Source organism: Flavobacterium sp. LM4 (assembly GCF_002017935.1).
Lineage (GTDB): Bacteria > Bacteroidota > Bacteroidia > Flavobacteriales > Flavobacteriaceae > Flavobacterium > Flavobacterium chungangense.
Genome location: NZ_MUFW01000001.1, coordinates 1630834 through 1650840 on the forward strand (window position 1 = coordinate 1630834; position 20007 = coordinate 1650840).

Sequence of the window (20007 nt, forward strand, 5' to 3'; positions counted from 1 at the left end):
GCTTTAAATCCCAATGCTCTGTTTTTTAAGGGTTACAAATCAGCTACGCTCAATCCCTATGCTTTGATTTTTTATGGGAGCCAATTAGCTTTATATACCCCAAAGCTCTGTTTTTTTAAAGGGTCACATATCAGCTGTATTACTCCCTGTGTTTATTACAATTTTTTAATAAAAAACATTTGCTTTTTATTATTACAAATATTTAATTATATTCTTAATATCACAATACCCACATTTAGTGATTTTTAACTTTATTTTTTAAAACGCTGCATTTAATTACCTAAACCATTATTTGTTACATTTATAGCTAATTAAGGATGATAATGAAAAGATTAGAAAACGTATTATTGAACATCATATCACATTTACAATGAATTTAGAAATAAAAGAACTTACAACAATCAAAGAAATGTTAGTTCAAATCGAAACAATCAAATTTCTTTATCCAAAACTTTCATTAGAAAAATATGAAACATTTTTATCAGAAATGATAGCACATAATTATATTCAGATTGCCGTTTTTGAAAATAATGTTTGTCTTGGAATTACAGGTTGTTGGTCAGGAACGAAATTATGGACAGGTAAATATCTTGAAATAGATAATTTTGTGGTGCATCCCGAATTTAGATCTAAAGGAATAGGAAAGCTGTTAACGGATTATATTGAAAAAAAAGCAATTGACTTAGGTTGTAGCAGTATTGTTTTGGACGCTTTTACAGGTAATTTCCCGGCACATCGCTTTTATTACAACCAAGGTTTTGCACCAAGAGGATTTCATTTTGTAAAGATATTGGACGAAAAAAAACTCACCCAATAGTAAACTTGCTATATTTTTTAAACTATTTGAGATATGTTAATCAGAAATTGAAATTATTATGATGATGTAATAAAAGCAAAAAGAGCCAGCATTTAACAGCTGGCTCTTTTAATATATTTAAAATTTTATTTTTTCTAATATTACTTATAAAATGGTGATTCTCAATTTCCCCAAAAAAGTGAGAATCACTACCATTTTATAAAATTACTGGACAGATTATTATCTGCAATTGCTTTGTCTTTTATGGGAACAAACTAGCTTTATTAGTCCCAATGCTCTGTTTTTTAAGGGTTACATTTCAGCAGAATCAATCCCTTGCTTTGTCTTTTATGGGAACAAACAAGCTTTATTAGTCCCAGTGCTTTCTTTTTTATAAGGGTTGTATTTAGCTTTACTCAATCCCTGTTTAGCAAATTTAAGAACAGAGTGTAAAAAAAGGGTTACATAATTTTTAGTTATTTTTTATATATTTCACATGTTAAGAGATTTTTTCAAAAAAACTACAAGAAAATTAAAGAATAATAAATCAGGAATGACTTATTTCTTGATATTAATACAATTGACAAATCAGATTTTATTAAAAGTAGTTAGTTTTCAATTAGATATATAATTTTTTGGATTCGTTGCAGGAAATTTTACCGGACAACATCTAATAGAATTGTAAATGTTCTACTAATTTTAATTTTGTTTTAATAATATAAAAAAAATTAAAGTAATAAATTAGTATAAAAGTGTTTTTTATTGAACCTTTAAAACCATTAATAAACCAAAGAATTGGTTATTTTTGTTTTTGCAAACCTTATTATTTTTTATTTTGGGATTATATAAAAATCTATTCAAACAAACAGCTATTTATGGATTAGCTACAGTATTGCCCCGTATGCTAAGCTTTCTATTAGTTAGGTTATATACTGGTATTTTACCAACTGCTGAATATGGTGAAGTTTCGATTGTATTATCCTGGATGGTTTTCTTTAACGTAATACTTTCTTACGGAATGGAAACCGCTTTTTTCAGATTTTACAGTGCTGAGGATGATAAAAAAAATGTAATTGCAACAGCAACAATATCAATATTTTGGACTTCAATTGGTTTTTTGTTTGCAGCTTTAATCTTTAGAAATACTTTGGCCAATTTAGCTGAAGTTGATACACAATTTGTTACCTATTCTGTTTGGATATTAGTATTGGATGCTTTGGTTATAGTGCCCTTTTCTAAACTTAGAGCTAATCAGAGACCAATGATTTATGCTGCTATTAAAATTGGAAACGTTATCATAAACCTTCTACTAAATGTATTTTTCTTACTGTATTTACCAAAACTTGCAACTGAAAATCCAAATTCTGTCTGGGATAATTTATATGTTGAAAATTTTCAAATAGCTTATATATTTATCGCAAATCTTTTGGCGAGTTTGGCAACATTTATTGTGCTTTCGCCGAATTATCTTTCACTTGGAAGAAGATTTGATCCAGTACTTTGGAAAAAAATGATGCAATATGGTTTGCCAATTTTGGTTGCCGGAATTGCATTTGCCGTTAACGAACATTTTGATAAAATTTTACTGGGTTATTTATTACCAGAAAATTTAGCAAAGTCAGAAGTAGGTGCCTATTCTGCCTGTTATAAATTAGGATTGTTTATGGTTTTGTTTGCTACAGCTTTCAGACTCGGTATAGAACCGTTCTTTTTTAGTCATGCAAAAAATGAAAACGCACCTCAAACCTATGCTGTAATCACGAAATATTTTGTGATTTTAGGATCTCTTATTTTATTAGGCGTAATCGTTTTTGCTGATCTTTTAAAACTTCTTCTGCTTGATAATAAATCCTATTGGGAAGCTATGAAAGTAGTTCCGTTAATTATTCTGGCAAATTTTTTCTTAGGAATTTACAACAATTTATCTGTTTGGTATAAGTTAACAGATAAGACGAAAATAGGAGCTTACATTTCTATTGTTGGAGCAGTTATAACATTACTTTTAAATTATTTTTTAATTCCAAAATACAGTTATTACGGATCAGCGATTGCAACAATTTCAGCTTATGGAAGTATGATGCTGATTTCTTATGTTTTAGGAAATAAATACTATCCAATACCGTATGATATGAATAAAATTGGAGCATATTTAGGAATTTCAATTGTGTTTTCAGCGATTTCTTTTTATGGGTTCGATGGAAATTATTTTGTTGGAATTCCGTTATTACTTTGCTTCATGTATTTTGTTTATCATAACGAAAAAGAGACTATCAAAGCAATTATGAATAGAAAGTAATTTACTTTTTAATTTTTTAGACTAAAATGAACATACAAATTATCAATAAATCACAGCACGATTTACCTAATTACGAAACAATTGCTTCGGCAGGAATGGATTTACGTGCTAATTTAACAGAATCAATAACGCTAAAACCATTAGCAAGAGTAATAGTTAAAACAGGACTTTTTATTGAATTGCCAATAGGTTACGAAGCACAAGTTCGTCCCAGAAGTGGTTTGGCTGCAAAAAAAGGTGTTACCGTTTTAAATTCTCCAGGCACTGTTGATGCAGATTACAGAGGAGAAATAGGGGTAATTTTAGTAAATTTATCTAATGAAGATTTTGTAATCGAAAACGGTGAGCGAATTGCACAATTGATTATAGCCAAACACGAAAGAGCTGAATGGATTGAAGTTCAGGAATTATCTGAGACTTCAAGAGGTGAAGGCGGGTTTGGAAGCACAGGAGTAAAATAGAAATTTAATAATTTAAAGTTTTGATAATTTAAGGATTCAACGGCCTTTTTTTCAATCTTTAATCTCAATAAAAAAATATGAAAATAATCGTTCCAATGGCGGGTCGCGGGTCAAGGCTTCGTCCACATACTTTAACTGTTCCAAAACCATTAATTCCAGTTGCAGGAAAATCAATCGTACACCGTTTGGTCGAAGATATTGCTAAAATTTTAAAAGAACCAATCGAAGAAGTTGCCTTCATATTAGGTGATGAAGCTTTTTTTGGACAGGATTTAGTTGAAAGCCTGGAAGAGCTGGCAGGAAGTTTAGGCGCCAAAGCATCTATTTATCGTCAGGATTTACCTTTAGGAACCGGACACGCAATTATGTGTGCTAAAGATTCTTTGTCAGGACCGGCAGTAATTGCATATGCAGACACTTTAATCAGAGCCGATTTTGAATTGGATCCGGCTGCTGATGCTGTAATTTGGGTAAAACAAGTAGATCAGCCAGAAGCATTTGGCGTTGTAAAATTAAACGCTAATAATGAAATTATTGAATTGGTAGAAAAACCAAAAGACTTCGTAAGTGATTTAGCAGTTATAGGAATTTATTATTTTAAAGAAGTCGGCGATTTGAAAAAAGAACTTCAGGGGGTTTTGGATAATAATATTCAAAATGGTGGAGAATATCAAATCAATGACGGAATTAAGGCCATGATGGCTAACGGAAAAATTTTTAAAACAGGAAGCGTTGACGAGTGGATGGATTGCGGAAACAAAGACGTAACGGTCGAAACCAATACCAGGATGTTAGGGTTTTTGCATAATGATGGAGAACATTTAGTTGATTATGATGTAACTTTAGAAAATTCAACCATTATTCCGCCTTGTTATATTGGAGAAAACGTAGTCTTGAAAAATGCAACAGTGGGGCCAAATGTATCATTAGGAAAAGGAACACGTGTTGAAAACAGTACAATCAAAAATAGTTTGATTCAGACAAATTCTCATATAAAAAATGCTGATTTGAATAATGCAATGATTGGAAACCATGTTAGTTATGATGGTAAGTTTACCAGTATCAGCATTGGTGATTATTCTGTTTTAGAATAAGATAGTAATTTTTAATGAAATTATGTAAAGGATGAAAAGAGGGGTTTTAGTATTTTTATTTATCGTTTTTCTTGGCAGTTCGGCTTTGGTTTCAGCACAGACTGAACCGGAAGATATTGCTATGGCTACAGATGAATATCAGGACTCTTTTTATGAATCATTAAAACAGAAAGGAATTGAAAATTATGACAAAGCAATTGTTTCGTTAGAAAAATGCATTAAATTAAAACCCAATGACGCTGTTGCTTATTTTGAATTAGGTAAAAATTATTTAAAGCTAAAGGATTACCAAGCGGCTCAAAATTCGTTTGAAAAAGCGACACAATTAGATCCAAAAAACAAATGGTACTGGTTGGGGATTTATGATGTGAGTTATGAAACCAAAAATTATTCTTTAGCAATTGAAACGATTCAGAAAATTATTCCTTTTGACGAAGAATATAAAGATGATCTGATTTCGTTGTACATGATTACTAATCAATTTGACAAAGCGCTTTTGACGATTAATGAAATGAATGATAAGTTCGGAAAATCTGAAGATCGCGAAAGATATAAATTGCAGATTTTATCCCAAGGAAAACATCAGAATGTTGAAATTGATAATTTAATCAATCAGATTAAACAAAATCCCAAAAAAGAATCTAATTATGTAAATCTGATTATTTTATATTCACAATCAGAAGAAACGGATAAAGCTTTGGAAGTTGCAAAACAATTGGCTAAGGAAGTCCCATCATCAGATTGGGCGCAGGTAAGTTTGTTTAAAGGATATATAGATAAAAATGAGGGAGACAGCGCAATAAAATCAATGAATTTTATTTTATCCAATCCAAAAATTGACTCGAAAATCAAGCACAGAACGCTGAATGAGTTTTTGATTTATGTGAATAAAAATCCTCAGTATGCTTCAGATTTAGAAAAAGCTATCGGTTATTTTGACAATGATCCAAATGTAGATGTTGCTAAAGAAATTGGAAAATTTTATCACAACAAAGGTCAATATGAGAATGCTATTAAATATTATGAGAAAAATTTAAGCGCCAATTCAGATACAGATCGTGAGACTAATATGCTTTTGCTTGAAGTATATACCCTGGCTAAACAATTTGAGCCAATGACCAAAAGAGCGATGAGCATGATTGAGGTATATCCAAGTCAGCCGCAATTTTATTATTATGCAGGATTAGGAAATAATGAATTGAAGCAATTTAAGAATGCAAAAACCGTTTTAGAAATGGGACTTGATTATGTAGTAGATGATAAAAAGATGGAAGCAAATTTTAATATTCAGTTAGGAGAGGCGTACAATGGATTGGGAGATGCTAAGAAAAAAGAGGAATACTTTTTGAAAGCAAATGAGTTATTAAAACAAAAAAAGTAAAATTTAGATGAAAAAATATATAGTAATAATGTTGGCAGCAATCTTTATGATTTCCTGTAAAACAAAATCGGTTGCTGTACAAAATAATAATACTGAAACACCAACTAAAATTGATAATAAATCAATAGAGAAGCATTACGAGAACAAATTAGATTTTTCTACTTTATATATCAAGGCAAGTGCAAAATATGTTGATGAAAAGCAAAGCCAAAATGTTACTGCCGAAATTAAAATCAAGAACAATGAACAAATTTTAGTAAGTGTTCGTTTTCTGGGGATTACTATGGCAAAAGCATTGATTACACCTACTGCCGTAAGTTATTATGAGAAAATAAATGGTACTTATTATGAAGGTGATTTTACAAGTTTAAGCAAATGGCTTGGCACAGAACTGGATTATACTAAAGTGCAAAATTTATTAGTTGGAGAAGCTTTAGACGATTTAAGAAAAGGAAAATATACGCAAACCATTGTAGAAAATCTTATTCGTTTAGAAGATGAAAAAGCAACGAACCTGAAAAAGAACTTCTTTTTGGAGCCGGAAAAATATCTGCTGCAAAAAGAACAGATTTCGCAAGCTTCAGAAAATATGATGTTAGAAATTAAATATTCTGATAATAAGGTTTTTAATCAGGGGACGCTTCCAACCAGTATTGAAATTAATGCTATTCAGCCAAAAGGTAAAACAGATATTAATTTAAATTATAATAGTATTTCGTTTAATGAAGAACTTTCTTTTCCATATAGTGTTCCAAGTGGCTATAAAAAAATTATAATTAAGTAAATTTGCAAAAAGATATCAGAAAGATGCCAAAATTTCTCCTAAGCCTAATTTTTATATGCGCCACAACTTTTGTGTGGGCACAGGATTCGCAACAAGAAAAACTTGAAGAGCGAAAAGCTCAGATTCAGCAGGAAATCCGAGATAATGAAAAGATGCTCCAGTCTGTAAAGAAAAAAGAAAAATCAGCGGTTAATGTTTTTTTGATTCAGCAAAACAAAATCAAACTGAAAGAGAAGTTGATCAATACTACAGCTAAACAAGAAAGACTTTTAAGCAATGATATGTATATTAATCAATTGAAAGTAAATAAGCTTAAAAGAGAATTGGCGGTACTAAAAGAAGATTATTCTAAAATGATCCTTAAATCATACAAAAGCCGTTCTGAACAAAGCAGGGCTATGTTTATTTTATCTTCGGAGAGTTTTTTACAGGCATATAAAAGAGCACAATATTTAAAACAATACACCAATTTCAGAAAAAACCAAGGGTTAGAAATTCAATCTAAAACAGCAGAATTAGTGGATTACAACGCTAAACTGAATGGTCAACGACAGGTAAAGAAAAAGATAATTGCTGAAAATCAGAAAGAAAAACAAAGCTTAGAAGTTGAAAAAAAAGAACAACAAAAGCTAGTTAATTCGATTAAAAAAGACAAGAGTAAAATTATTGCTGATACTAAAGCAAAGCAGAAAGAATCTAAAGCAATTGATGCAAAAATTAAGCAGTTGATTCGTGCTGCTATTGCTGAAGCAAATAGAAAAGCGGAAGAAGAAAGACGAAAAAGAATAGCAGAAGGTAAAGCCACTGAAAGCAGCGAACCAGCACCAGCTAAAAGTTATTCATCTGATAGAATTGCATTAACACCAGAAGGCAAAATTTTAGCAGCTGACTTTAAGGCAAACAGAGGCAAATTACCATGGCCGGTAGAAAAAGGATTTATATCTCTTGGTTACGGAGATCAGCCTCATCCACTGTATTCGACACTAACTGTTCATAATTCCGGTGTAGAGATTACTACTGAACAAGGAGCAACAGCGCGTGCCGTATTTGAAGGAGTAGTTTCAAAAGTTATAGCATTATCTCCTGTAAACAGAGCTGTTTTTATTCAGCATGGAGATTATTTCACCGTTTATCAAAACCTAAGTTCAGTATCAGTTGAGCAAGGTGATAAAGTAAAAGTTAAACAAAGTATTGGAAAAGTAAGAACAAGTGGTGACACAGGAAAAACAATCATTAAGTTTTTGATTCTTCAAAACACATCAAATAATAACCCTGAAGGATGGTTACAAAACAGATAAAAAAAAAGGAGCTTCATCGAGCTCCTTTTTTTATGACTTTTGTTAATTAAGATTTTGCTATTGAAATTTGTAACTTAATATTGTCATTGCTGTTGCTGTAATTGATCCATGTAATTTAATTGCTCCTGCACCCTTGATGAAACTTCCTGTAATTGTACATCATTTATTTCTTCAAAATGCCGCCCGTCTTCATATCCAATAGAAACACATACAGACAGCGTTTGTCTGGCCAGACCTTTAAAGGTTCCTTTTATGGGTGTGCAATCGCTAAAATTTCTCCCTACTGAAAGACGAACATGATTGTCCATTGTCCAGATATTATTAGTTGGATCTAAACCCAGCCAACCCTGAGTTTTGGTATAAATTTCTACCCATGCATGCGTAGCGCCCTCACCTCGAAGCCCACTTTCATTAGGACAAATATAACCACTCACATATCGTGATGGAATACCGGCTGTACGTAAAAGATGCAATAGCACGTGGGCAAAATCCTGACAAACCCCTTTTTTAAGCATTAAAATTTCATCAACAGTAGTTTCAATATTGGTAATTCCTTTGGTATAGATAAAGTGTTCAAAAATATACGTATTGCACTGTTGAGCAATTTCAATTATAGATTTATTTTCTATACCTATTTTTTCTAATATGCTTTCAATTTCTGTTTGTTTTTCAATTTTATCGATGTAGCAAAGGCGTAATAATAAAATACTTTTTTCTTTTTCAGCCTGAATATCTTTCACGGAGGTGGAATCCATTTCGGGAATTTTAAGGGAATGATTTACCCGGACCAGCATTCGGGATTCAATGGTCATTTCATTATGAGTGTCTAACACATTAAAATTGCCAACACGGTTTCCATAATAATCCTGAGAGATATCAACGTTAGGTGCATGAGTAATTAAAAGCTGATATTGCAATACTTCCTGGTTTTCAAAATGATGAGGAAACAAACGTATTTCGTTAATACTTTCTTTTATAGGATAATTATATTGGTATTTTGTAAGGTGAACTATTTTAAAAAGCGCCATATTATTAAGTGTAAGAAAAGAATAATTTTGAAAAATCGGTCGAAAACTGAATTAACTGGTTTTTGGTATTTTGCAAAACATCCTCTAATTCCTGATTGGTCAGGTGTTGATAATCTGTAAATTCAATATAACTTTTCAACCGTCCAAACTGGTTCATCAATGTTCGCGCTTCACTTAAATTCGTGTCTTTAAACAAACAATCCAAGTAAGTATTAATGAAATCCAGGGTGTAGATTACAGAGTGTGCAAAATCCATATTAAAAATTACCTGGTGTATCACTTTTCGATTATGAGAAATATTACTGTAACTTTTCAGATATAATTCGTATCCCGAAAGTGACAATAATAATCTTCTCCAATACATCAGATCTTCTTCGCCCTCCAGATTGTAATTGATTGGAGCAAAGTAAGCCTGAGTCATCGATATAGTTTGCAGGCATCTTTCGATATGTTTGCCAATACTCGAAAAACACCAGCCTAAACCACGTGGCATAGTTACCTGAAGGATTCCGTTGTAGAGCAGTAAGTCCTTATTGAGTTTTGTGATTACGCTTAAGGCATCAGAGGTTTCGAGTTTTTTGGGTAAATCAGGAGAGTTCATAAAATGATACATCGAATTAATGTGCTCCCACAATTCTTTGGTAATTTTATCCTGAGAACCTCTGGCATTTTCTCGTGCTTTAATGACTAAGTTTTTTACCGAATTGTCATTCTGGTTATCACAAATTATGTATTTCAACACATGAGGTGTGTCATATTGTATAGAATGAATTTTGGCCTTAGATAAACTCGTGTAATATTCTAAAAGCGGTTTGTAGCCCTGAGAATCATTAATTTCTTTATCGAAAGATAAAATATAGGAAGTGTTTAAGGTAAGTAACATTCCGTCTGTTCTTTCCATGTACCGGTTAAGCCAAAACATTCCATCAGCAACTCTACTAAGCATATCTTTAATTTTTTTTTGAATGTTTATATTATTTAATAATCCAGGTGTCCTTGCTTCCGCCACCCTGAGATGAATTTACAACCAAAGAACCTTCAGTAAGTGCCACACGCGTTAGACCGCCCGGAACAATCTGAATTCCTTTTGGACCGCATAAGGCATATGGCCTTAAATCGACATGGCGTAATTTAAGCTGTCCGTCAATCAGACACGGAACCGTGCTGAGCTGAATAATAGGCTGTGCAATAAAATTTCGGGGATTGCTGGTGATCGCAATTTTAGCTTCGTCCATTTCTTCCTGAGTTGCTTTGTTTCCCATGATCATTCCATAACCGCCACTTTGGTTGGTTTCTTTTATAACCATACTTTCCATGTTGGCAAAAACATGCTCGCGTTCGTCTAAATTTTCCATACGATATGTTGGAACATTTTTCAAAATTGGTTCTTCGTTCATATAATATTTAATCATATCCGGAACATAAGCGTAGACAGCTTTATCATCTGCGACTCCGTTTCCTACGGCATTAACCAAGGCTACATTTCCCTGACGATAAGCGCTGATTAATCCCGGAACACCAAGTGCGCTGTCTGGTTTAAAAACCAAAGGATCCAGATATTCATCATCCAGACGTCTGTAAATGACATCAACTTGCTGTAAGCCCGAAGTGGTTTTCATGTACACTTTACTATTGTTAACTACTAAATCCCGACCTTCAACAAGCGGAATCCCCATTTGACGTGCCAGATAACTATGTTCATAATAGGCAGAATTATAAACTCCGGGAGTCAGCAAAACGACATTTGGATTCGAAACATTTCGGGGTGAAAGTGAAACAAGAATACTGTGAAAAATCATCGGATAATTGCTTACCATACTCACATGATTCGACGAAAGCATATCCGGAAAAATTCGTTTTGTAATTTCACGGTTTTCGAGCATATAACTTACCCCACTTGGGCAACGTAAATTATCTTCCAACACATAAAATTCGCCTTTTGCTCCCCTGATCAAATCGATTCCGGCAATGTGCACATGGATATTATGAGGTACTTTTATACCCTGAACTTCCTGAATATAATGCGGACAGGAAGCAATTAATCCGGCCGGAATAACCCCGTCTTTTATAATGTTTTGCTCATTATAAATATCCTCCAAAAATAAATTTAAGGCCAATAAACGTTGTTTGATTCCTGATTCTATTTCTAACCAGTCTTCTTGTGTGATGATTCTGGGAATAATATCAAAAGGGAATATTCTTTCTATTCCATTTTCATCATCACTATAGACCGTAAAAGTAATTCCCTGATTCATGAATAAATCAGAAGCCTGTTTTTGCTTACTTGTCAGCGTTTTATGATTCAAACCTTGTAAAGTTTGAAAAACCTGACGATAAGAATCCCGAACGCCTTTATTAGAAAACATTTCATCCCAACCTTTATGATTTAAACTAGGTGCTAATTTCGCCATACTTGAATTATTAAATAAATGCCATTTTAAGTAATTTAATAAAAATTATTCATTTTTTTAATCCAAAATACAACTTTTTAAGATGATTGTTTTTCTTTTTTATGTGAATTTTGTAATTTATGTCAGATTCGTTTTTTGAGGTTTTAATTTTGAAAATTTTCTTTTTTAAGGCTTTGTTTTTTTGAGATTTGATATTCTCTAAAAAACATTTCGGATGATTTTCATGTCTTTTAACAGAAATAAAAGATTTTAATTTTAGAATCAAATAGTAGAATTTGATCAAAGCAGCATTAATCGTATAAAAATCATTTGAATGTTGAATATGAAATTATACGATTGAAATTAAAAATAGTATTTTTGTAGTATGGAAACAAACAGACAGAAAAAAATAGGCGGTGTCATCCAAAAAGATTTGGTTGATATTTTGCAAGGTGAAGTGAGAAAAAACGGAATTAATAATTTAGTAATTTCGGTATCCAAAGTAAGTGTTACAACAGATTTATCTGTGGCGACTGTGTATTTAAGTATTTTTCCACAAGAGAAAGCACAAGAAACTTTAGAAGGAATAAAATCAAATTCAACTTTAATAAAACACGATTTATCTCAGCGTGTGCGTTTGCAATTGCGACGTGTACCAAATCTGGTATTCTTTATCGACGACTCTTTAGACTATATTGAGAAAATTGACAATGCTTTAGCCAACAGAGAAAATCCAATTGAAAACCGTGATCTTTTAGAAAAAAGAAGAAAATCATAAATTGAATTTCCCTCTCTACATAGCCAAACGTTATCTTTTTAGCATCAGTAAAAATAATGCTATAAATATCATCAATTTAATTGCCAGTCTCGGAATTATTGTTGGTACCATGGCTTTGTTTGTGGTTTTATCCGTTTTTAGCGGATTGAAAGTTTTCAGTCTTTCATTCACGAATGAAATTGATCCTGACTTAAAAATGACCAGCACCTACGGAAAGTCATTTTTGATTACGCCTGCTCAGGAAAATCAAATTAAAAAAATAGAAGGAGTTGCTTCATACACCAAAATTATCGAAGAACGCGTTTTGTTTTTATTTAAAGACAAACAGCAGGTTACTTATTTAAAAGGTGTTGACAGCCTTTATCCTGTGGTTAACAATATCAAAAAAAAACTTTTTAATGGTCAATGGCTAAAGCCGGACAGTTATCAGGTTGTAATTGGATATGGAATTTCACAGGATTTTTCGATGGGAATTCTGGACTTTGAAAATCCGTTGCAGGTATTTGCGCCAAAACCAGGAAAAGGAGCAATCGAAAATCCCGAAGAAGCTTTCAATAAAACAGATGTACTGCCTGTCGGAATTTATTCCATTAGTGAAGAACTGGATTCTAAATATATTTTTGCAGATTTAGGCTTGACGCAAGAATTATTAATGTATAAACCGAATCAGATTTCCGGTATCGAATTCAAATTGAAATTAAATGCTGATGAGAAAGCAATACGCTCTCAACTCCAGACCATTTTCAAAAATAAAATTACGCTAAAAAACAGAGCCCAGCTTAATGAGTCCTTATACAAAATGCTCAACACAGAAAATATTGTTGTCTACCTGATTTTTACGCTGGTCATAATTGTAGCACTTTTTAATTTGGTAGGGGCATTAATTATGATGATTTTAGAAAAGAAAGGAAACTTAAAAACCCTTTTTAATTTAGGTACCGAAATCAATTATCTTCGAAAAATATTTTTGCTTCAGGGAACTTTGTTAAGTGTTTTTGGAGGGATAATTGGTCTTTTTTTAGGTATGATTTTAGTACTGCTGCAGCAGCAATATGAATTGATTATGATTACGCCAACTTTGGCCTATCCCGTTGTTTTTTCTTTTGAAAATGTACTAATTGTAATGGGAACCATTGTTACTCTTGGTTTTGTAGCTTCTTTAATTGCCAGTAGCCGTGTGAGTAAAAAGCTGTTAGATTAGTATTTCTTCATCAAAAATATTACTTATATTTACCACCTTAAAAATTCTACAGCATATGATTGTTTCTGCCTAATCCTAATTTTATTTTTAGAATAATTTAGGATACTTACGCTTTTACTTTTTTCAGTTCAGATTACTACATCTGGACCAATTTTATCATTTATCCTAAAATATCATGACAGAAACAGTTATAAAGAAAAATCTATTTTCTAAAATTTTTACCACATTAAAACAAGCGCTGAAAGGAGACGAATCATTTGATTATACATCCGGAAGCATCAAAAAAGCAGTAATTCTGTTAGCCATTCCAATGGTTTTGGAAATGATGATGGAATCCGTTTTTGCATTGGTCGATTTGTATTTCGTAGGGCATTTGGAACACAGTAGTTTTGCGATTCAGACTGTTGGTTTAACCGAATCAGTTTTGACAATTATATATTCTCTTGCCATTGGAATGAGCATGGCAGCGACAGCAGTTGTGGCCAGACGAATTGGAGAGAAAGATCCGGTCGCTGCAGCAAAAGCCGGAATGCAGGCTATTATTATTGCTTTTGCCGTTAATAGTGTATTGAGCATTTTCGGAATTATGTATGCGAAAGACATTCTAGTACTTATGGGATCGTCATTAGAATCTGCAGAACACGGTTTCAGGTTTACCCAAATCATGATTGGTTCCAGTTTATGCATTATGCTTTTGTTTTTAATAAACGGAATATTTCGCGGTGCAGGAAATGCAGCAATAGCTATGAAAAGTCTTTGGATTGCTAATATCTGCAATATTATTTTATGCCCGATTTTAATTAACGGTTTAGGACCGGTTCCGGCTTTTGGATTAATTGGTGCAGCTTTGGCGACTACCATCGGAAGAAGTATTGGAGTAGTATATCAATTATATCATTTATTTTCAGGGAACGGAATTTTAAAAATCAAAATTTCATACTTCGCTCCGGATTTTACACAAATAAAAGCTTTGGTAAAAATTGCAGCTCCGGGAATTTTACAATTTGTAATCGCATCCTGCAGTTGGATTTTCCTGGCAAAATTGGTAGCTACAACCGGAGGAGATCATGGGTCGGCAGGTTATCAGACCGCACTTCGGATTATGATGTTTTTTATCCTGCCTGCCTGGGGATTGAGTAATGCAGCGGCAACTTTAGTCGGACAGAATTTAGGAGCCAAACAAATCGAACGTGCTGAAAAATCGGTTTTTACAACAGCAAAATACAACGTGATTTTCATGGCTTCAATTATGATTATTACATTAGTTTTTGGGAACTATATTATCTCTTTTTTTACGAATGATCAAATGGTCAAAACAATTGCCGCTGAAGCATTGCGTACGATGAGCATCGGATTTATTTTTTACGGAATCGGGATGGTTTTGATTAATACTTTTAATGGAGCAGGTGATACCTGGACACCAACCGGAATCAATTTCTTTGGGTTTTGGCTGTTTCAGATTCCGCTTGCTTATGTATTGGCAAAACATTTTAATATGGGACCAACTGGAGTTTTTATTGCCATTCCGGTTGCAGAAACTGCGATTACTTTAGCCGGAATCTTTTTCTATAAAAGAGGAAAGTGGAAACGAGTACAAGTATAAAAAATATAAAAGACCTTTAGCTAAGAAGGTCTTTTATATTTAAAGTTAAATATTCTGAAAATAGAGTTTTCAAATGTAAAATATTGTACATTTGAATGTACAATATAAAGTACTTAATTATGAAGGCAATTACTATCTCAACATTAAGAAAAAATATCAAAAATTATTTTGATGAAGTATCAGAATCCTCAGAAATAATCGTAGTTCCAAGAAATTCTGAAGAAGATGCGGTTGTAATAATTTCGATGAAAGAGTATAATTCAATATTAGAAACACAACATTTACTATCAACTAAGGCAAACAGAAAACGACTATCTGAATCTATTGAACAAATAGAAAATGGAAAATTGACTTCTTATAACTTAGATGAATTATAATGATCTTATATGGATATTTGTTTTACAAAAAATGGATGGGAAGATTTTGAATATTGGATTGAAAACGATAATGATACAGTTTTAAAAATAAAGGAATTAATTAAATCAGTTCGAGAGAATCCTTTTAAAGGAATTGGAAAGCCAGAGCCTTTAAGACACGATTTAAAAAGTTTTTGGTCCAGAAGAATTAATGGAGAGCATCGGTTGGTTTATAAAGTTTCGGGAACCAAAGGAATTGATCAAAAGTGTATTATATTACAATGTCGATTTCATTATGATGATAAATAAAATATAAGACCTTCAGTTACGAAGGTCTTTTTTTATGTTTTAAACAAATTCATATCCTGCATAAACCTGTTCAATTTCTTTCATAACAGAGAACAAATCCTCAGGGCCATCAGTAGTAACCAGTTTTTGTTTATATTCTTTAAAAGAGTGAATTCCTTTGAAATAATTGGTATAATGACGGCGCATTTCTACAATTCCCAATCGTTCTCCCTTCCAATCCATAGACCATTGCAAATGATTTCTGGCTGCTTCTACACGATCAGCAACAGTTGGAGCAGGCAAGTGCTCGCCTGTTTTAAAGAAATGTTTGATTTCATTAAAAATCCACGGATAGCCAATAGCTGCGCGACCTATCATGATGCCGTCAATACCGTATTCGTTTTTATATTGTAATGCTTTTTCAGGACTGTCGATATCGCCGTTTCCAAAAATAGGCATTGTAATTCTTGGGTTGTTTTTTACACGTGCAATATGCGACCAGTCAGCGTGGCCTTTGTACATCTGGGCACGTGTCCTGGCATGAATGGTTAAAGCCTGAACACCAATATCCTGCAATCTTTCGGCAACTTCGTCAATATTAATCGAACTTTCATCCCAGCCTAAACGTGTTTTTACGGTTACAGGCAAATCAGTACTTCTGATCACGGCTTTTGTCAAACGAACCATCAAATCGACATCTTTCAAAACACCGGCTCCGGCACCTTTGCAGACTACTTTTTTTACCGGACATCCAAAGTTAATATCGACTAAATCCGGTTTTACGGTAGAAACAATTTTAGACGAAAGCGCCATTGCTTCTTCATCACCGCCAAAAATCTGAATTCCCACGGGACGTTCGTAATCAAAAATATCGAGCTTCATCCGACTTTTGATAGCATCACGAATTAATCCTTCTGATGAAATAAATTCAGAATACATCATGTCAGCTCCGTGCGTTTTGCATAATCTGCGAAACGGCGGATCACTAACATCTTCCATCGGTGCGAGTAATAAAGGAAATTCGGGTAATTCTATGTTGCCAATCTTGACCATCTTCACTATTTTGTGCAAAATTACAACATTTAGTTTAATTCACAGCAAAACAATTAATAAGCTGAAATTAAACCATATAAGTAATATAAGTTCATTTAACTGGAACGTAAATTTCAAAACATATAGATAATTGAAATTCAAAAAAGTCATTTTACTAATTTGAAATGCACATAGTTCTGCCGCCCTGTTTTGCGCAAAGTTTAAATGAACTTATATTACTTATATGGTAAAAAAAAGTTCTATATCGTATTTCGGTAATCAAAAAAACGAATTGGTTTTCGACTCATTGGATTAAAAACCAAAGGATTTAAAGCTTCTTTTGTAGCAAATTCTATTTTTGGAGTTACTCTTAATTTCGCTCTAAAATGATCTTTTATTTCCTGTAAAAATTCGGGTGTCTGATTTTTAGCTGCAATTTTAATCAGGATTTCATCAGTCCCTAAATCGTTGGTAGAAATTTCGACAAGATGATTTTCAATAGTATCAAAACTGCTCAAAACATCATCCATCGCTGGCGGATAAAGTGTTGTGCCTTTATATTTGATCATTTGTTTTTTACGGCCCACAACCGGCCCAACACGCAAAGTATGTCGCCCGCAGGAGCAAGGTTCGTTATGGAGCTGTACAATATCCCCGGTTTTAAAACGGAGTAACGGCATGGCTTCAATTCCTAAAGTAGTAAAAGTCAGTTCTCCCGTTTCACCATTTTTTACAGGCCTATTATTTTCGTCCAGAACTTCAACGATAATCAATTCCGGATGGTGGTGACCGCCCTGACCGTATTCACATTCTGTAAAAGCCGTACTCATTTCGGTAGAAGCATAAGTCGAAAACAACCTGATGTTCCATTTATCCGTAATTTTTTTGGATAAAATATTCATCGAAAAATCCTGTTCTCTCAGAGATTCCCCAATACAGACAGCACCTTTTATACTCGAATTATTGTAATCGATTCCGTGTATTTCGGCGTATTCAATTAATTTTAAAAGGAAAGAAGGAACGGTAATTAAATAGCTCGGATTGTATTTTAAAATCGAATCCCATTGCATTTCCGGAATTCCGGCGCCCACACGGATAATGCCTGCTTTCAATTTTCTTAAACCTAAAAAATAAGCCAGACCAGCCATAAATTTACGGTCAATTGTTGTCATTAATTGCACAACATCGCCTTCTCTAATTCCGGCACAGGCGAATGAAATAGCTTCGTTATACGCCAGCCGTTCCAGATCAGAATCGGTTAAACCAAAAGTTACAGGATCGCCCAAAGTTCCTGAAGTCGAAGCATAGTCAATAATTTTATGTTGCGGAACACACAAAAAATCATCGTTGTATTGTTGTAAATCTTCTTTAGTAGTTACCGGTAAATGCTGTAAATCTTCAAGGGTTTTAATTTTCGAAATATCAATATTTTGTCCTGCAAAAAGCCTCTTGTAAAAAGGGGAATTTTGACTAATATAGGTTAAAGTTTCTGCTAATTTTTGCTCTTGAAAATTTTTAATTTCTTCTAAAGAATTTTTTTCTATTGCTGGAATCATTGTAATTTTCTTTTGAGTTTTTTTAAATATTTTTCAATTGCTTCTTTATCAGGAACAGTTGTGATTTCTTTGGTTAATGCTTTTTGAAAGTTTTCCTGAGCAAGCAGAAAGTTCTTTTTTTGGTAAAAATACAACCCTGCTTTATAATATACAACCCAATAATCAGGGTTTAAAGATTGATAAGCCTGAATAAAATCTAACGGAACTTCCGTTTTATTTTTTAAATATAAATCTATTTGGTGATCTTCGATTCTGAATTTTTTATAGTTCTTAAATGCAGTAGTTCCCAAAAATGGATCTTTGGCAATATTCAGGTTTTTATCTTCAAATGAAACAATAGGGTTCTTTTTTCTTTCTTTAAAAACGGAATCTAAATTATAACACACAAATTCACCTAACTGATACGGATTTGCAGAAACCCAGACTAATTTTTCTTTCGGTTTAAAAATAACTCCGTGATGTGCGATCAATTGATTGAGTGCTTTTTCGTTGCCGTAACCCAATGCTATATTTTGTAAACCTTCCTTATTTCTTAAAATCTCTGAAGCAATTTGAGGATTAATTTTTGGATTTTCAACAAACAATTCCTGCATTCTCTCAAAGCGATATTTCGAATGGCTATTGATAATTTGCAACGCATTTCGTTTGTCATTTTTATAAGTTTCACTCTGAAAATGATTCGAGCAGATCAATTGTTTGCTGTTTGGAACATCAAAAACACCCATTTTTTCAGGTGAAACCTCAATCAGAATTGCTTTGTTATCCTGAGCACTTCCAACCATAATTGACTCAGAAACAAATACGTTTCTTTTTTTTGCAATAGCAATCGCTTCATCAATATTTTTGGCATACTGTAAAATTTCTCGTGTGAGCAGAGAAATTGGTGTTTTGGCAGTCAATGGAATTTCAGATTTTCCGGCATTTATGGTTACCGTTACACCTTCTTTATTCATTCCGGAAACAGCACCAACCATTCCCGGCCAGGTAACCATCATAAAGGGATGCCCTTCTTTTGGATTTATAAACGCCGCTATTTTATTTTCGGCGAAAGCATCATTTACATAAAAATCAAAATTACGCCCCAGAATTAAATTACCATCTTCAGATTTTTCGCCCCAGGCTGCAAAAGAAGAGCAGCCTACCAAAGCCAAATCCTGCAAAGCGTGACCAATATCATGTGCAGCATGAAGGTACAAACTAAGCTGGTATTGATTGGCGATGTTATCAAAATTATGAGAAGTGTATTGTGAAACTCCGTAAATTTCTGCTTGATATTCATTTGGTACATTCTGATATAATTTTCTGTTGTACCATTTTAGAAAACTTCGAAGTAAAGCTTGTTGAAATTTTGACGGAATGATATCTTCAATTCTGGAAAAAAAAATCTGCTGTTGTTTTTTTAGAAGAGAATCGGATAAGGCTCCGGTTGTTAGGCCAATTTCCAACGGATCTCCTTCTACATATAATTCCCAAAGACCTTGTTTGTTTTTTGAAATCGAATTTTTCCCAGAAATAAAAACACTATCTGATTGTTTTATTACAATTGGCTTTGTGGTATTATAATTTGAAATATTAGGCTTATGTCGCATAGACTTTGAAGTCCCACACGAAACAAATATTAATAAAAAAAGGAAAAATAAATGGATTATGAATCGATTCTTCATA

At 33.0% G+C, this 20007-nt stretch carries 18 protein-coding genes; 12 read left to right on the plus strand and 6 right to left on the minus strand.

What is annotated here, in order from left to right; all coding sequences use genetic code 11:
- Nucleotides 1–370: 370 nt before the first annotated feature.
- The 7 genes from BXU10_RS07310 to BXU10_RS07340 all read left to right on the plus strand — a co-directional run bounded on the left by BXU10_RS07310 (nucleotide 371) and on the right by BXU10_RS07340 (nucleotide 8110).
- Entirely contained in the window at nucleotides 371–817 is a 447-nt protein-coding gene (locus tag BXU10_RS07310) for an N-acetyltransferase (protein ID WP_078226778.1), read from the plus strand.
- An 814-nt stretch (nucleotides 818–1631) separates the two neighbouring features.
- Complete coding sequence (locus tag BXU10_RS07315) at nucleotides 1632–3092, plus strand: lipopolysaccharide biosynthesis protein (RefSeq protein WP_078226779.1); 1461 nt, start codon at nucleotides 1632–1634, stop codon at nucleotides 3090–3092.
- Between the two features lie 26 nt (nucleotides 3093–3118).
- Nucleotides 3119–3553, plus strand: a complete 435-nt coding sequence (dut, locus tag BXU10_RS07320; RefSeq protein ID WP_078226780.1) for a dUTP diphosphatase — start codon at nucleotides 3119–3121, stop codon at nucleotides 3551–3553.
- Nucleotides 3554–3630: 77 nt separating this feature from the next.
- A complete protein-coding gene (locus tag BXU10_RS07325) occupies nucleotides 3631–4647 on the plus strand; it encodes a sugar phosphate nucleotidyltransferase (protein ID WP_078226781.1) in 1017 nt (338 codons plus the stop codon).
- Nucleotides 4648–4678: 31 nt separating this feature from the next.
- On the plus strand, nucleotides 4679–6028 hold the full coding sequence (locus BXU10_RS07330) for a lipopolysaccharide assembly protein LapB (RefSeq protein ID WP_078226782.1): 1350 nt from the start codon (nucleotides 4679–4681) through the stop codon (nucleotides 6026–6028).
- Between the two features lie 7 nt (nucleotides 6029–6035).
- A complete protein-coding gene (locus BXU10_RS07335; RefSeq protein ID WP_078226783.1) occupies nucleotides 6036–6812 on the plus strand; it encodes a DUF4292 domain-containing protein in 777 nt (258 codons plus the stop codon).
- Nucleotides 6813–6835: 23 nt separating this feature from the next.
- Complete coding sequence (locus BXU10_RS07340; RefSeq protein ID WP_078226784.1) at nucleotides 6836–8110, plus strand: murein hydrolase activator EnvC; 1275 nt, start codon at nucleotides 6836–6838, stop codon at nucleotides 8108–8110.
- Between the two features lie 83 nt (nucleotides 8111–8193).
- Here the strand turns inward: BXU10_RS07340 and BXU10_RS07345 are convergent, their stop codons facing one another.
- Genes BXU10_RS07345 through BXU10_RS07355 form a run of 3 tightly spaced genes read right to left on the minus strand, consistent with a single transcriptional unit; the run spans nucleotide 8194 to nucleotide 11549 of the window.
- A complete protein-coding gene (locus tag BXU10_RS07345) occupies nucleotides 8194–9138 on the minus strand; it encodes a transglutaminase family protein (RefSeq protein WP_078226785.1) in 945 nt (314 codons plus the stop codon).
- 4 nt (nucleotides 9139–9142) lie between these two features.
- Entirely contained in the window at nucleotides 9143–10084 is a 942-nt protein-coding gene (locus BXU10_RS07350; protein ID WP_078227936.1) for an alpha-E domain-containing protein, read from the minus strand.
- A gap of 28 nt (nucleotides 10085–10112) precedes the next feature.
- Complete coding sequence (locus BXU10_RS07355) at nucleotides 10113–11549, minus strand: circularly permuted type 2 ATP-grasp protein (RefSeq protein ID WP_078226786.1); 1437 nt, start codon at nucleotides 11547–11549, stop codon at nucleotides 10113–10115.
- Nucleotides 11550–11913: 364 nt separating this feature from the next.
- On the opposite strand from BXU10_RS07355, the gene rbfA reads away from it, so the two are divergent.
- From rbfA to BXU10_RS07385, 5 genes are all read left to right on the plus strand, one after another.
- Nucleotides 11914–12306, plus strand: coding sequence for a 30S ribosome-binding factor RbfA (gene rbfA / locus BXU10_RS07365; protein ID WP_031453891.1), 393 nt, complete (start codon nucleotides 11914–11916; stop codon nucleotides 12304–12306).
- 1 nt (nucleotide 12307) lies between these two features.
- Entirely contained in the window at nucleotides 12308–13507 is a 1200-nt protein-coding gene (locus tag BXU10_RS07370) for an FtsX-like permease family protein (protein ID WP_031453892.1), read from the plus strand.
- A 175-nt stretch (nucleotides 13508–13682) separates the two neighbouring features.
- The gene (locus BXU10_RS07375) at nucleotides 13683–15110 is read left to right on the plus strand and encodes an MATE family efflux transporter (protein ID WP_078226788.1); all 1428 of its coding nucleotides are present in this window, start codon (nucleotides 13683–13685) and stop codon (nucleotides 15108–15110) included.
- A gap of 119 nt (nucleotides 15111–15229) precedes the next feature.
- Nucleotides 15230–15487: a type II toxin-antitoxin system Phd/YefM family antitoxin gene (locus tag BXU10_RS07380; RefSeq protein WP_031453894.1), complete on the plus strand. Its 258-nt coding sequence runs from the start codon at nucleotides 15230–15232 to the stop codon at nucleotides 15485–15487.
- Between the two features lie 9 nt (nucleotides 15488–15496).
- Nucleotides 15497–15775, plus strand: a complete 279-nt coding sequence (locus BXU10_RS07385; protein ID WP_031453895.1) for a Txe/YoeB family addiction module toxin — start codon at nucleotides 15497–15499, stop codon at nucleotides 15773–15775.
- A gap of 39 nt (nucleotides 15776–15814) precedes the next feature.
- Here the strand turns inward: BXU10_RS07385 and dusB are convergent, their stop codons facing one another.
- From dusB to BXU10_RS07400, 3 genes are all read right to left on the minus strand, one after another.
- On the minus strand, nucleotides 15815–16807 hold the full coding sequence (gene dusB / locus BXU10_RS07390; protein WP_078226789.1) for a tRNA dihydrouridine synthase DusB: 993 nt from the start codon (nucleotides 16805–16807) through the stop codon (nucleotides 15815–15817).
- 239 nt (nucleotides 16808–17046) lie between these two features.
- Complete coding sequence (locus tag BXU10_RS07395; RefSeq protein ID WP_078226790.1) at nucleotides 17047–18342, minus strand: phenylacetate--CoA ligase family protein; 1296 nt, start codon at nucleotides 18340–18342, stop codon at nucleotides 17047–17049.
- Nucleotides 18339–20006, minus strand: coding sequence for a C45 family peptidase (locus BXU10_RS07400; RefSeq protein ID WP_078227937.1), 1668 nt, complete (start codon nucleotides 20004–20006; stop codon nucleotides 18339–18341). Before BXU10_RS07400 ends, BXU10_RS07395 begins: the two co-directional genes overlap by 4 nt.
- Between the last annotated feature and the right edge of the window lies 1 nt (nucleotide 20007).

Excerpts from the sequence above, each read along its gene's own strand:
- BXU10_RS07310 (WP_078226778.1), top strand. The coding sequence starts at position 371 with ATGAATTTAGAAATAAAAGAACTTACAACAATCAAAGAAATGTTAGTT.
- dut (WP_078226780.1), top strand. The coding sequence starts at position 3,119 with ATGAACATACAAATTATCAATAAATCACAGCACGATTTACCTAATTAC.
- BXU10_RS07325 (WP_078226781.1), top strand. The coding sequence starts at position 3,631 with ATGAAAATAATCGTTCCAATGGCGGGTCGCGGGTCAAGGCTTCGTCCA.
- BXU10_RS07330 (WP_078226782.1), top strand. The coding sequence starts at position 4,679 with ATGAAAAGAGGGGTTTTAGTATTTTTATTTATCGTTTTTCTTGGCAGT.
- BXU10_RS07335 (WP_078226783.1), top strand. The coding sequence starts at position 6,036 with ATGAAAAAATATATAGTAATAATGTTGGCAGCAATCTTTATGATTTCC.
- BXU10_RS07340 (WP_078226784.1), top strand. The coding sequence starts at position 6,836 with ATGCCAAAATTTCTCCTAAGCCTAATTTTTATATGCGCCACAACTTTT.
- BXU10_RS07345 (WP_078226785.1), bottom strand. The coding sequence starts at position 9,138 with ATGGCGCTTTTTAAAATAGTTCACCTTACAAAATACCAATATAATTAT.
- BXU10_RS07350 (WP_078227936.1), bottom strand. The coding sequence starts at position 10,084 with ATGCTTAGTAGAGTTGCTGATGGAATGTTTTGGCTTAACCGGTACATG.
- BXU10_RS07355 (WP_078226786.1), bottom strand. The coding sequence starts at position 11,549 with ATGGCGAAATTAGCACCTAGTTTAAATCATAAAGGTTGGGATGAAATG.
- rbfA (WP_031453891.1), top strand. The coding sequence starts at position 11,914 with ATGGAAACAAACAGACAGAAAAAAATAGGCGGTGTCATCCAAAAAGAT.
- BXU10_RS07375 (WP_078226788.1), top strand. The coding sequence starts at position 13,683 with ATGACAGAAACAGTTATAAAGAAAAATCTATTTTCTAAAATTTTTACC.
- BXU10_RS07380 (WP_031453894.1), top strand. The coding sequence starts at position 15,230 with ATGAAGGCAATTACTATCTCAACATTAAGAAAAAATATCAAAAATTAT.
- BXU10_RS07385 (WP_031453895.1), top strand. The coding sequence starts at position 15,497 with ATGGATATTTGTTTTACAAAAAATGGATGGGAAGATTTTGAATATTGG.
- dusB (WP_078226789.1), bottom strand. The coding sequence starts at position 16,807 with ATGGTCAAGATTGGCAACATAGAATTACCCGAATTTCCTTTATTACTC.
- BXU10_RS07395 (WP_078226790.1), bottom strand. The coding sequence starts at position 18,342 with ATGATTCCAGCAATAGAAAAAAATTCTTTAGAAGAAATTAAAAATTTT.
- BXU10_RS07400 (WP_078227937.1), bottom strand. The coding sequence starts at position 20,006 with ATGAAGAATCGATTCATAATCCATTTATTTTTCCTTTTTTTATTAATA.